Annotated in this window: 10 protein-coding genes; all 10 read left to right on the forward strand. The window is 47.4% G+C overall.

The features are described from left to right. Position 1 precedes the first annotated feature (1 nt). The 10 genes from guaB (at position 2) to C6H04_RS08160 (ending at position 13027) form a co-directional block, all read left to right on the forward strand. The gene (guaB, locus tag C6H04_RS05460) at positions 2-1447 is read left to right on the forward strand and encodes an IMP dehydrogenase (protein ID WP_104732551.1); all 1446 of its coding nucleotides are present in this window, start codon (positions 2-4) and stop codon (positions 1445-1447) included. Between the two features lie 9 nt (positions 1448-1456). Then, complete coding sequence (thiS, locus tag C6H04_RS05465) at positions 1457-1657, forward strand: sulfur carrier protein ThiS (RefSeq protein WP_104695255.1); 201 nt, start codon at positions 1457-1459, stop codon at positions 1655-1657. Continuing rightward, a complete protein-coding gene (locus C6H04_RS05470) occupies positions 1654-2391 on the forward strand; it encodes a metallophosphoesterase (RefSeq protein ID WP_233711867.1) in 738 nt (245 codons plus the stop codon). The genes thiS and C6H04_RS05470 overlap by 4 nt, the downstream gene beginning before the upstream one ends. A gap of 45 nt (positions 2392-2436) precedes the next feature. Beyond that, positions 2437-3375: a chemotaxis protein gene (locus C6H04_RS05475; RefSeq protein ID WP_104732553.1), complete on the forward strand. Its 939-nt coding sequence runs from the start codon at positions 2437-2439 to the stop codon at positions 3373-3375. A 45-nt stretch (positions 3376-3420) separates the two neighbouring features. Next, positions 3421-5820 (forward strand): hybrid sensor histidine kinase/response regulator, encoded by a 2400-nt coding sequence (locus C6H04_RS05480; RefSeq protein ID WP_104732554.1) that lies wholly within the window; start codon positions 3421-3423, stop codon positions 5818-5820. 9 nt (positions 5821-5829) lie between these two features. After that, positions 5830-6330 (forward strand): chemotaxis protein CheW, encoded by a 501-nt coding sequence (locus C6H04_RS05485; RefSeq protein ID WP_233709725.1) that lies wholly within the window; start codon positions 5830-5832, stop codon positions 6328-6330. 41 nt (positions 6331-6371) lie between these two features. After that, positions 6372-8396, forward strand: a complete 2025-nt coding sequence (locus C6H04_RS08320) for a methyl-accepting chemotaxis protein (protein WP_104732555.1) — start codon at positions 6372-6374, stop codon at positions 8394-8396. A 6-nt stretch (positions 8397-8402) separates the two neighbouring features. Beyond that, positions 8403-10337: a transglycosylase domain-containing protein gene (locus tag C6H04_RS05495; RefSeq protein ID WP_104695264.1), complete on the forward strand. Its 1935-nt coding sequence runs from the start codon at positions 8403-8405 to the stop codon at positions 10335-10337. Positions 10338-10606: 269 nt separating this feature from the next. Beyond that, complete coding sequence (locus C6H04_RS05505) at positions 10607-10840, forward strand: hypothetical protein (protein ID WP_104732557.1); 234 nt, start codon at positions 10607-10609, stop codon at positions 10838-10840. A 12-nt stretch (positions 10841-10852) separates the two neighbouring features. Continuing rightward, positions 10853-13027, forward strand: coding sequence for an outer membrane beta-barrel protein (locus tag C6H04_RS08160; RefSeq protein WP_233711868.1), 2175 nt, complete (start codon positions 10853-10855; stop codon positions 13025-13027). Positions 13028-13337 lie beyond the last annotated feature (310 nt).

Genomic DNA, 13337 nt, shown 5'->3' on the forward strand with positions numbered 1-13337 from the left:
TATGCAACTCCTAAAAACAGCCCTCACTTTTGAAGATGTGTTGCTCGTGCCTGCTTATTCGGAGGTTTTACCCAAGGAGGTGAGTTTAGTTTCCAAGCTGAGTACAAACATTGACTTGAATATCCCCTTTGTGAGCGCAGCGATGGACACGGTTACAGAGTTTGACACCGCAATCGCGATAGCGCGGCTGGGGGGTATTGGAATTATCCATAAAAACATGGATATTGAAGCACAAGTGCAACAGGTGCTTAAAGTTAAAAAAAGCGAGAGCGGAGTCATACACGACCCCATTTATGTCCACGCAGAGGCTTCGCTAGGAGAGGCTAAAGCCATTGCGGATAATTATAAGATTTCAGGTGTACCCGTGATCGATGCACAAGGCATTTTAATTGGGATTTTAACTAATCGCGATATGCGTTTTGAAACCGATTGGAGCAAGAAAGTGGGCGCGGTGATGACCAAAGACGCGTTGATCACCGCTCCAGTAGGGATAAGTTTAGATCAAGCCCAGGCCATTATGCATCAACACAAAATTGAAAAGCTACCACTAGTTGATGATCGTAAGGTGCTCAAGGGGCTCATCACGATTAAAGATATTCAAAAGCGTATCGAATATCCCCACGCTAATAAAGATGCGTTTGGGCGCTTACGGGTAGGTGCGGCCATTGGGGCTAATCAGCTTGATCGGGCGCGTGCTCTAGTCAAAGCCGGGGTGGATGTGCTGGTTTTGGACAGTGCACATGGGCATTCACGCAATGTTTTAAATACCCTAGAAGCGGTTAAAAAAGAGCTCGCCGTAGATGTAGTGGTGGGCAATGTGGTGAGCGCACAAGCTACCAAAGACCTCATCAGTGCAGGGGCTGATGGAGTTAAGGTGGGCATTGGTCCAGGAAGCATCTGCACAACCCGGATTGTGGCCGGAGTGGGCATGCCCCAGATTAGCGCAATTGATGGGTGTTATCAAGAAGCTAAACAACATAATATCCCCGTCATTGCCGATGGGGGGATTAGGTATTCTGGAGATGTGGCCAAGGCGTTGGCAGTAGGTGCGTCCTGTGTGATGGTGGGGAGTTTGATCGCGGGCACGCAAGAATCCCCAGGGGACACCCTCATCTATCAAGGCAGGCAGTACAAGAGTTATCGAGGCATGGGAAGCATTGGAGCGATGAGTAGAGGGAGCTCGGATCGCTATTTTCAAGAAGGGTTAGCCTCAGAGAAGCTTGTCCCAGAGGGTATTGAGGGGCGCGTGCCCTATCGGGGCAAGATCGCAGACATCCTCTACCAGCTTGTGGGAGGCTTGCGCGCCTCGATGGGTTATTTGGGCGCGCCAGATATCCCCACATTCACTAAAAATGCCCAATTTGTGCAGATTACAGCTGCGGGTTTGCGAGAATCCCATGTGCACGATGTGGACATCACCAAAGAAGCCCCCAATTATCACGCATAAAGGAGAACCATGCATTTGATCATCAATGGACAATCTAGGCAGTTTGAACAGGCATTGAATGTTCAAACCCTTGTGGAGGAGTTAGGCATTAATGAGCAGGTGTGTGCTATAGCCCGTAACAGTGTAGTGGTCAAGAAAGAAGACTGGGCACACACACAATTACAGGACAACGACCGCCTAGAATGTTTGCAATTCATGGGGGGAGGGTGAATCGTGCCTCTTGTCCCTCTCTCTCCAGCGACGCGATCTTCATCGCAGACGCTCACCACAAGCAGGGTAACCCTGCATTCCCCCTTCTTTTAGACCAACTTTTAAATGCGCCCCCTAAGCAGGTGTTTTTGATGGGGGATATTTTTCATGTTTTAGTAGGCAAAATCGCTAGTAGTGTAATCCCTCACCAAGCTATTTTAGAGAAAATCCAGACTCTTAGCCATAGGACACAGATTTTTTACTTTGAGGGCAATCACGATCTAGTCTTGCATTCCCTCTCTCACTTCCAACATGTCCGTATCTATTCTAGGGCACAGCAGCCTGCCTTTTTTCTCTACCAAGATCGCCTCCTTGCTTTAGCGCATGGGGACTTCTTTGTGGGGTGGGGGTATGAGTTTTATATCTCTCTATTAAGGCGTTCAGGGAATATCTTAGGCTATTTAGATAAGGTGTTTCCTAACTTATACCCCCATATACAAGAACGCATCGATGCTAAACGCATTAAAACTTTGGAGTTAAGCCAAACTGAATGGGCGCACTTTGCTCAAAAGCGTTTAGACCTATATCGTGCGCATGCACAAAAAAAAGGCTTGAATTTGGATGGTGTGGTTGAAGGGCATTTTCACATTGGTGCATACTACCAACATCCACACACGCAGGAACACTACTGGGGACTGCCCAGTTTTTATAATACACGCCTGATTTCCACTCTCAAAACCATGTCTGAAAACTGATGAAATTAGGGTAAAATTCGGGCCAAGAACACTATGGGGTATGGTATGACCGAGCAAAGTCTGGACACGGCTCTAAATCTAGGGGAGATCGAACTGGTAGATTTTCGTATTTTTGGTCTGCAGGGCGATCAACCCTATGAGGGGATTTATGGGATCAATGTCGCTAAGGTGCAAGAGATCATCATGATGCCTGAGGTCTTCGAGTTCCCCACACATTTAGACTATGTCGTAGGGGTCTTTGACCTGCGTTCTATTGTAATGCCTCTTATCGATCTTTCCATTTGGTTGGGCATTGTGGAAGATAGCGCGCGCATTGAGGAAAAAGTGGTGGTGATTACTGAGTTTAGCAATGTCAAGATGGGTTTCATCGTGCATGAGGCCAAACGCATCCGGCGCATTAGTTGGAACGATGTTAGACCCGCTGTTTTTAGTGCGCACAATAATGCCGGCAAGGATCGCATCACGGGCACAACCAAAATCGAGGGAGATAAGACCCTATTGATTTTAGATTTAGAGAGCGTGTTGAATGATTTTGAATTGCATGTGGAGCGCACCTCTAGGGATACTCTTGCAGAACAGCATACCAAGAAATTTGAGGGCACAGCGTTATTTTTAGACGATAGCAAGGCCGCACGCAAGATCATTAGAAATACTCTCATGCAGTTGGGTTTTGATGTGGTGGAAGCTGTGAATGGAGAGGACGGGTTAGCCAAATTAGAGCAACTCTACGAGCAACATGGAGACAATTTGAATCGTGTGCTCAAGCTCATCGTATCGGATGTGGAAATGCCTAAGATGGATGGATATAACTTCTTTTCCAAAATCCAAGAAGACATGCGTTTTGCGGATATTCCCGTATTGTTTAACTCCTCAATTTGCGATGATTATAGCGCACAAAAGGCACTAGACCTAGGGGTGAAAGGCTACCTGGTAAAATTTGATGCCAACCGCTTTGCCGAGGAAGTGGCCAAAATTCTAGGATAAGCAAAAACGAGTATAATGTAACAAACTTAAACAAAGGTGCTAAATATGGATGATATGCGCGAGATCATGGAGGATTTTTTAGTTGAAGCCTTTGAGATGAATGAACAGCTTGACCAGGACCTGGTGGAGTTGGAGCACACCCCGGACGATTTGGATTTGCTCAATCGTATTTTCAGGGTAGCGCATACCATCAAAGGCTCAAGCTCTTTCCTCAACCTAGACACCCTCACTCATTTAACCCACAATATGGAAGATGTGCTCAACCGCGCACGCAAGAATGAACTCCAAATCACCCCGGATGTCATGGATGTGGTGTTGCGCTCGGTAGACATGATGAAAACCTTGTTGGTTACTATTCGTAATACGGGTTCAGATGCCAATGCCGGTTTAGATATTTCAGGCATTGTCAAGGAATTGCAAACCATTGCGCAGGGCAATTTAGAAAGCGCCACACCTCCTCCTCAAGAAGCAGCTCCTACTCCTCCCCCAGAAACCCCCGCTCCTCCCTCCGATCAAACCCCATCTAGCCAGCCTTCTCAAAATTTGGATAATCCTCTGGCCTGCGAACCAGAAGCGGATTATAGTAATATGAGCTCTGAAGAGGTGGAAAAAGAGATCGAACGACTCTTGAAAATCCGTCAGGAAGCTGACAAAGCGCGCCGCGCACAAAAGAAAGAAGAAGCAGCTAAAGCCCCTCCACCACCCCCTACTCCGCAGGCCCTAGAAACCCCAGCACCTGCTAAAGCCACTCCAGCTAAACCGGCCAGCACTGCGAGTAAGGGCTCCAAAAAAGAGCAGGATAAATCTGTTGCCCTGGGAGTGGAGCAAACCGTGCGCGTGGATGTGCGCCGCTTAGATCACTTGATGAATCTCATCGGGGAATTGGTGTTAGGCAAAAACCGCTTGATTCGTATTTATGGGGATGTGGAAGAACGCTACGATGGGGAGAAATTCCTAGAGGAGCTCAATCAAGTGGTCTCTTCCATTTCAGCAGTAACCACAGACCTACAGCTCGCCGTGATGAAGACACGCATGCAGCCCATTGGTAAGGTCTTTAACAAATTCCCCCGCATGGTGCGTGACTTGAGTCGGGAATTGGGCAAGAGCATTGAATTAGTCATTGATGGAGAAGAAACGGAGCTAGACAAGTCCATTGTGGAGGAGATTGGCGATCCACTTATTCACATTATCCGTAACTCTTGCGACCACGGCATTGAAAAACCTGAGGATCGCAAAATGCTGGGCAAACCTGAAATGGGACGCGTGGAATTGAGCGCTTACAATGAAGGCAATCATATCGTGATCAAGATTACTGATGATGGGGCAGGGCTTGATCCAGAAAAACTCAAGGAAAAAGCCATTGAGAAGGGCGTGATTACAGAAAGAGAAGCGGCAGGCATGACGGATAAAGAAGCTTTGAATATTATCTTCAAGCCCGGTTTCTCTACGGCCAAGACTTTGAGCAATGTCTCAGGGCGGGGCGTGGGAATGGATGTGGTCAAAACCAATATCGAAAAACTCAATGGGATTATCGAGCTAGAATCGGAGATAGGGGTTAAGACCACCCAGAAGCTCAAAATCCCACTCACTTTAGCCATCATTCAGGCCTTGCTGGTAGGAGTGCAAGAGGAGTACTATGCCATTCCCCTCTCTTCGGTGCTAGAGACCGTGCGCATTAGTCAAGATGAAATCTATAGCGTGGATGGAAAAAGCGTGCTGCGTCTGCGCGACGAGGTGCTCTCTTTAGTGCGTTTGGCCGACATCTTTAAGGTGGATGCGATCTTAGAGGCTTCCAAAGAGGTGTATGTGGTGATCATCGGTCTAGCCGATCAGAAGATCGGGGTGATTGTGGATTACTTGATTGGGCAAGAGGAAGTGGTGATCAAGTCTTTAGGCTATTACCTCAAAAGCACCAAGGGAATCGCCGGGGCCACGGTGCGTGGAGATGGCAAAATCACCCTCATCGTGGATGTGGGCACGATGATGGAAATGGCTAAAAATGTCAAGGTGAATGTCAATAATCTCATCGACCAGGCCCATAATTCCAGTGTTAAAAATGCGCCTAGTGATTATGTAGTTTTGGCGATCGATGACAGCAGCACGGATCGGGCGATGATGCGCAAGTCTTTAAAATCCCTGGGAGTAACCGTGATCGAGGCCACAAATGGGTTAGAGGGCTTAGAAATGGTCAAAAATGCGGATAAAGTGCCTGATGCCATATTGGTGGATATTGAAATGCCCAAGATGGATGGTTATGCCTTTGCTTCTGAGGTACGAAAATACAATAAGTTTAAAAATCTGCCCCTTATCGCCGTAACCTCAAGAGTCACTAAAACCGATCGCATTCGTGGTGTAGAGAGTGGCATGACAGAATACATCACCAAGCCCTATAGCCCAGAATACCTGGCCAATGTCGTGAAACGAAGCATCAAATTGGAAAATTAAGGAGAGAGCATGAAAGACGCAATGGCCCTCAAGGAAATCTTTGACAAGCAGAAAAACAAAGATGAAATCAAGGCTGAGGACACGGAAGAGATTTTACAATTCATCGGGTTTATTATTGGGAGTGAGGAATACGCCATTCCCATTCTCAATATCTTAGAAATTGTCAAGCCCATTGGGTATACCCGTGTGCCCGAAACGCCTAATTATGTGTTGGGGGTGTTCAATTTACGGGGCAATGTCTTCCCCCTCATTAGTCTACGCCTCAAATTTGGTCTGCCTGCTGAAAAGCTCAATAAGGATATGCGTTATCTAGTAGTGCGCCACAATGACCAAATTGCTGGCTTTTATATTGACCGCCTCACAGAAGCCATCCGCATCAAACAATCCGACATCGACCCTGTGCCCGAAACCCTCTTAGAGAACAACCAGCTCATCTTTGGGATCGGTAAGCGAGAGGATAAACTTGTCTCCATTCTAAAAGTAGAAGAAATCTTAAAAAAAGATTTTTAAAGCTTCTTATGAGTTTAAAAACTACGCTCTAGGAGTTTGCCGTGTTAAAACGCGCTAGGATTGCCACGAAAGTTTTGATCGTATTGTGCAGTGTATTGGTTATTTCAATTGGGATTCTAGGTTGGATCATCGACACTAAGGTGCAGGAGGCCAGCAGAGAGCACGCTATTGAACAATTGACAGAGGGCACAGATGAAGTGGCAGCTAGATTCCAGCGGGTCATTGGCCGTGTATTTGATGAATTTCAAAAATTCGCCACAGGACTAGCCACTATTTCGCCCACGCAGGAAGAAAAACAACTGCAATGGCTCAAGAAATTTCTATTTGAGAACTCCGATGTCAAACAACTTAAAATTCACTACACCAGCACCCCTCGTATAACCAAGGTAATATACAGACAAGAGGCTGATTTTAAAGTCATGCAACGAGATGGAGTAGATTCCCTCATGGATGAAGCGATGAAGGGTGTGGCCATGCGCAAAAGTCCCGTTGTTTTTCAAAGAGTGGGGTCTGGGCAATATTTTGGATTTGAGATAGCCATACCCATGGTTAAAGAGGGGCGCACAATTGGAGTAGTCAGCGTGTTTGTAGATGCTTCTAACATCTTACTATTAGCTTTTAGAAAAAATCAAGACACCTTTTTGCTCCAGCAAGATGGAACAGTGCTCACCATGAGCAATCCCCTCCTCAATCCGGAGATGCGAGGCCGTCTTTTAGCTGATGCTAACCCCAGCCCTAGCGCACGCATGCTTCAAGATTTTATCCGCCAAAATAAATCGGGGTTTTTGGAGTATCACACCCTGAGCACTAAAGAGGACGCGTTTCTGGTCGTCAAAACCTTCGATATTTGTGCCAATATCAAGCATGATAATTTCAGTTCAAAATGGGTAGTGGGCAGATGGATCGCCAAAAAGAAGGTCTACAGCCTTTCGCGTGAAGTGTATACACTCATCTTTATCGCCTCCATTTTAATTGTAATTGCCATGATAGGAATCATCTTAGTGCTCATGCGTTATTTCATCAGCAAGCCCATTAGGGAGCTCTCCAATACCTTGAGTGCCTTTTTCCGTCTGCTCAATAACGAGGTCCGTGCTAATATCACCCCCAAGCCTGTTTCAAGCTATGATGAAATTGGAATTATGCAACACTCCATCAATGAAAATATCCTCAAGATTCAAGAGCGCGTAAGGGTCGATTCAGCGTGCATGCAAAATGTTTCACTGGTAGTCCAAGAAATCAAACAAGGTAACTTTACCCAGGAAATCAGCGCTACGCCTGCTAGTGAAGACCTTGTCCAACTCAAACAATTTTTCAATGAAATGATCGCCTTTTTACGCCAACGCATCGGCTTACACATGCAAAACATCAACGAAGTCTTTACGCGTTACCAAGCCCTGGATTTTTCCCAGGGGATCGCCCAGCCCTCCGGGGAAATGGAATACACCTTAGATGCCTTGGGCCTAGAGATTAAAAAGATGTTGCAAACTTCCCTGCGTTTTGCCAGCGCACTCGATGAAGAATCTAAGAATCTCAAAAGTTGCGTCGATAATCTCAAAAAGAGCGCCAACCAACAGAACCAAAGCCTGATCGCCACTTCCCAATCCATTCATGACATCACGGCTAGTATTCAAGAGATCAGCACGCAGAGTGAAGCGATGATTGCCCAAGGGCAGGACATTAAAAATATTGTAGAAATCATCAAGGACATTGCCGATCAAACTAATTTACTTGCCCTCAATGCCGCTATTGAAGCCGCACGCGCAGGTGAGCATGGGCGAGGCTTTGCCGTCGTAGCTGATGAAGTGCGCAAACTCGCTGAGCGCACCCAAAGGTCTTTGGGCGAAATTGAGAGCAATATCAATGTGTTAGCCCAAAGCATTGGGGACACGAGCGAATCCATCAGGATACAAGCCCAGAATGTGGAGAGCATCAACACCACCCTAGATGCATTCAAAACAGACACTGCATATAATCTGGAGATCGCCCACACCTCCCTAGAAGTGAGCAATAATATCGATCGTATTTCTTCAGAAATCCTAGAAGATGCCAATAAGAAAAAGTTCTAAATGCAAATCGTAAAAAAAATTCTTTGGGTTCTTTTCATCTTGCCCGTGCTCATTGGGGGTGTTGTAGGTGGGGGGTATTTGCTATTTTTATGGGGTGAGGCAGGGGGAGAAGTGCAAAAAATTGTGCACTATAAACCTGACCTAGCTAGCAAGATTTTGGACGCCAAGGGGCGCTTGATTGCCAATCTCTACGATCGCGAATTTCGCATTTACGCTCCCTTTGAGGAAATCCCTCCTAAAATGGTCGAAGCCTTGCTTGCAGTCGAAGATACACTCTTTTTCGAGCACAATGGGATCAATTTGGATGCGATCATGCGCGCATTTCTCAAGAATTTGCGCCATCAAAAATACAGCGAGGGGGGGAGTACCCTCACCCAGCAGCTGGTCAAAAACATGCTACTCACCCGTGAAAAGACCTTGGATCGCAAGATTAAAGAAGTGGTACTCGCCCTCAAATTGGAGCAAAAACTCAGCAAAGAGGCAATCTTAGAGCGTTATCTAAACCAGACCTTCTTTGGGCATGGATTTTATGGGGTTAAAACGGCCAGCTTAGGCTATTTTAAAAAACCCCTCAAAGCCCTTACGCTCAAAGAGATCACCATGCTCATGGCACTGCCCAGGGCTCCTTCTTTTTACGACCCTACTAAGCATTTAGATTTCTCTCTCACACGGGCTAATAGCATTGTGCGGCGCATGGCCAATCTGGGCTGGATTACCGATCAAGAAATGCAGAGTGCCTTAGCAGAAGTCCCCAAAGTCTATCGCACCACCACCACCCAAAATGTTGCCCCCTATGTGGTGGACGAAGTAGTGCGCACTCTAGGTTTCCTGCCCGACTTAAAAACGGGGGGCTACACGATCAAGCTTTTCATCGATTTGGATTATCAAAACCTCGCGCGTGATGCCTTGATACGCGGCTATGAGAATGCAATCGCGCGCCTACACGAAGATCATGACAGCACACTCAATGGGGCCATTGTCGTAACCGACACCCATACAGGGCATATTTTGGCAATGGTGGGAGGGGTGGATTATAGCAAGAGTTCTTTCAACCGCACCACACAGGCCAAACGCCAGTTTGGAAGCAGTGTAAAACCCTTTATCTATCAAATTGCCTTTGAACATGGCCTCTCCAGCGCGTCTTTGATCCCCGATGTCGCGCGCACTTTCAACACCAGTGGTTCGAGAAGTTGGCGTCCCAAGAATTACAACCGCAAGTTTTCCGGGCTCATTACACTGAAAAAAGCACTGGTTAACTCCATTAACCTAGCCACGATCAATTTGGTGGACACAGTTGGATTTGACGCCATTTATCAAGGCCTGAGCGATTTTGGGTTTGCTAATTTGCCCAAAAACATGTCCATTTCTCTAGGAAGCTTTGAGATTTCCCCTTTAGAAGCAAGCATGCAATACTCCCTCTTTTCTAATTACGGCACACTCTTAGAACCCGTTTTGATTTCTGATGTCATCGATGCACAGGGAAATCCCAAATTGCTCCAAGTGATTCCCCCCAAACCCATTCTCTCCAAAGCCCAAGCCTGGCTCACTCTCTCCATTCTCAAGGAGGTGGTAGAACGGGGCACGGGGAGACGTGCCCATGTGCCCGGCATAGAAGTGGCGGGTAAAACGGGTACATCCAACAACTATGTGGACGGATGGTTTTGTGGCTTTAGCCCAAATCTGCAAGCCATTGTGTGGTTTGGGCGGGACGACAATAGCAGCATCGGGCATGGAATGGCCGGAGGGGTTATAGCAGCACCCGTCTTTGCAGATTTCCTAGAACGCGCCCTACAGCTCAACCCGGCTTTAGAGAGGCGTTTTAAAATCCCTGAGGGCGTGATCGCTCAAAAGATCAATGGAGAGACCTACTACTCCACCCAAAACACTCCCTTGCAAGAGGATATCGAGCAGGAGGACAGCATCCAGCCTCTGCTATTCTAAAAACTTCGTTGCCCTAAGAGATTTTTGCCAAAAGGCCTTGAAAATGCAACAACTTGGGGATTCTGTGCTATAATAAAGTTCCGGCAAGGTTTAGAGTTCCTAGGGTTTATCCTAGGGTTTATCCTAGGGTTTATCCTAGGGTTTATCCTAGGGTTTATCCTAGGGTTGGAGGTGGTCCTCGGGTGCCCAAATTTTATTGTTGTCACTTAGGTCCTCTTCAAAACTGGGTTCCTCTAATACTTTTGACCCCAAAAGTTAAAGGAGCTTCCATGCATGTTTTCCGTTCAGTCCTTCTTACCTCTGTTGCGGGGCTCACCCTCCCTGTTTCAGGCATGTTGCAAGCCGAAAATAATGGCTTTTATGGCGCAGTGGGGTTTCAGTATTCCAACATGACCAAGGGCACACAGACAACCACTCCGGGTTATGTGCTCGACAAAATTCTGCCAAATCCCTTTGATCCTCAGAATACCCAGCCCGTCCCTTTGCCCCCAAAACAAGGATAGTAGGAACACGCCATGACACATATCTCTAAAAGCAAAGTTTCTAAGTCTAAGTTTTCCAAACAATCCAAAACACCTCTAAGCTTTGTGCTGGCCACCACCTTGTGTGGTTCTCTACTGCAGGCCATAGCTCCAGCGAGTAGTAGCGGAGGTGGTGCTGGGGGAGGGCAACAACTCCAACAAGCCAAACAAGACTTACAAACCGCACAAGGGCGGTTGCAACAAGCAGATACAGCTGTAGCTAATGCGCAAAAGGAAGTCGCCACAGCACAGGCAAAGGCTACTCAAGCGGCTACAGACTTGCAAAATGCCACTAACGCCAATGATGCTGCTCAAGCTGCTGCAACAGCTGCGCAGAAAGCTTTGGACGCTGCTAAAAATGATGTGACAACTCTGGAAGGGACACTACAGCAAAAAGAAGCAGACGCGCAACAAGCTGAAAATGCTTTTAACCAAGCCACCCAAGCAGACGCGGACGCTAAGCAGAAAGTGCTAGACGCGCAGACGGACCTCCAACAGAAAAAAGGAACAGGAGACGAGCAGGCCGCACAAGACGCGTTAACCAAAGCAGAGGAAGCGGCTAAAGAGGCTGAGACAAAGTTGCAGGCTGCCACCCAAGCCAATAACGATGCTAAGCAGGCCGTGACAGACGCACAAAGCGACTTGAACACTGCTAAAGGTCAGGTGACAACCCTGGAAGGAACGCTACAGCAAAAACAGGCAGCTGCTCAACAAACCAATCAAGCTCTGCAGACTGCTGACCAGGAGAACACTAAGGCTCAGACTGCGCTCAATGCGGCTAAAGGCACTCTCCAAACTGCACAAGGTCAACAGACAACTGCGCAGGGCGAGGTGAAAAAACTTGAAGGGCAGGTAGCACAGATCCAAGGGCAGATCAACAATCAGAATCAAAATCAGCAGGCTAGCAGTGGTGGATTAGGGGGTAGCGGTGGAGTAGCGGGTAGCAGTGGAGCTGGAGGCCCGGTTGCGAGCGCGCCTACGCCCTCTAAAACCCCCGCTCCCAAGCCCCCTACCCCAGCACAGACGGCCCAGAATGCCTTGCAAACTCTTGTGAGCGGCAAAGGCGGAGCGACAATTCTTACCCAGGCTTTGAGTCAATACAAGGCAAACGAAGCTAAGGTGGTGGCCACCACAACCTCGGGGTTGATCAACAATGTGACTGGCATGTCTAATACACAAGCTGTGAGCGGGTTGGTGGCTGGACTTAACCAATATGTAGGGGGCAATTTGGTCAATAACCCCAGTGTTGGTACCAACCTCACTCAGGCTCTTACAAACTTCTATACCCTAGCCTCAGCGGCTAATATCAGTATCAACGCGCTGAATAATAGCCTGAACAATCTGATTGAGCTCGTGCAGAATTTGCAGACCAGTTTGTTAAACCAGTTAGCGGTGCCTAACAATGTTGTGGGAGCGATACACACTCCTGCTGCACGGGTGCGCGGAATAACTCTTGTGGCTCTTTTGCCCAAGCAATCAGGTCCTCTCACACCACAGCAACGCGCGCAAATGGGTGAAGCTCTTGAACATTTGAGCAATCTACTTGCCTATCTCAATGCCACTAAGAGCAAGCTGGGAAGCTATATCCAACTCAACCCTTTAAGTGTGGGTCCGGGCAAGATGGTGGCTTCTTCTACGCAGAGTTTTAGCCAAAATGGCAACATGTATGGGGTGAACGCGCAACTGGGCTACAAGCAGTTCTTTGGTAAGAAAAAGCGTTGGGGCTTGCGCTACTATGGTAGCTTTAGCTATCAACATGGCGTGTTTGCAAGCGGAAGCAGCCCGGTGAATAACTTCGTCTATGGTGCTGGTGTGGATGCCCTGTATAACTTCTATGAGAGTCAGGATAGCAAGTACACCAGCGGGGTGTTTGTAGGTGCAATCTTGGCAGGTAGCACTTGGGTTGTGCCCGGAGAGAGTACTATGAGGGCAAGTATGGAGGCGATCAAGGCGCGTGGAGGAAGTGCTAGCATGAACACCACCTACTTCCAAATCCCCTTGAACATTGGTTTTAGAACCAATGTGAGCCGACATAGTGGGTTTGAGGTTGGCCTGCGCATTCCTCTAGCCATGAATGCCTACTTCAAAGGCGATTTGAAAGGTTTTAAAGAAACCATCGCTTACAAGAGAAATGTGTCGGTCTTTGTGAACTATGTGTTCAACTTTTAGGCCTTGATTGAGAGGAGGGGGCTGCGAGTAGCTACCCTACGCAATCTTTAAATCATTTCCCCCCACCCCCTAGCTTTAGTTATGGGGCTAGTTAGTCAATATAACCTTGTACAACACTTTGTATGATAGCCACTATCAACCCCTCCCCCAATCCCTCTACCTCATTCTCTCACAACTCCCCAAACTAGGGGCTCTAAATCTTAAGCAGATAGGCTAAGACAAGCTACTTTTTAAAGCTTGGCTCATTGCGTCTCATTTTTTGACACACCGACACATCAAAGAACTTTTTAAATTGCGCGCATTCTAGCGC

The organism is Helicobacter salomonis, assembly GCF_900197775.1.
Classification (GTDB): domain Bacteria; phylum Campylobacterota; class Campylobacteria; order Campylobacterales; family Helicobacteraceae; genus Helicobacter; species Helicobacter salomonis.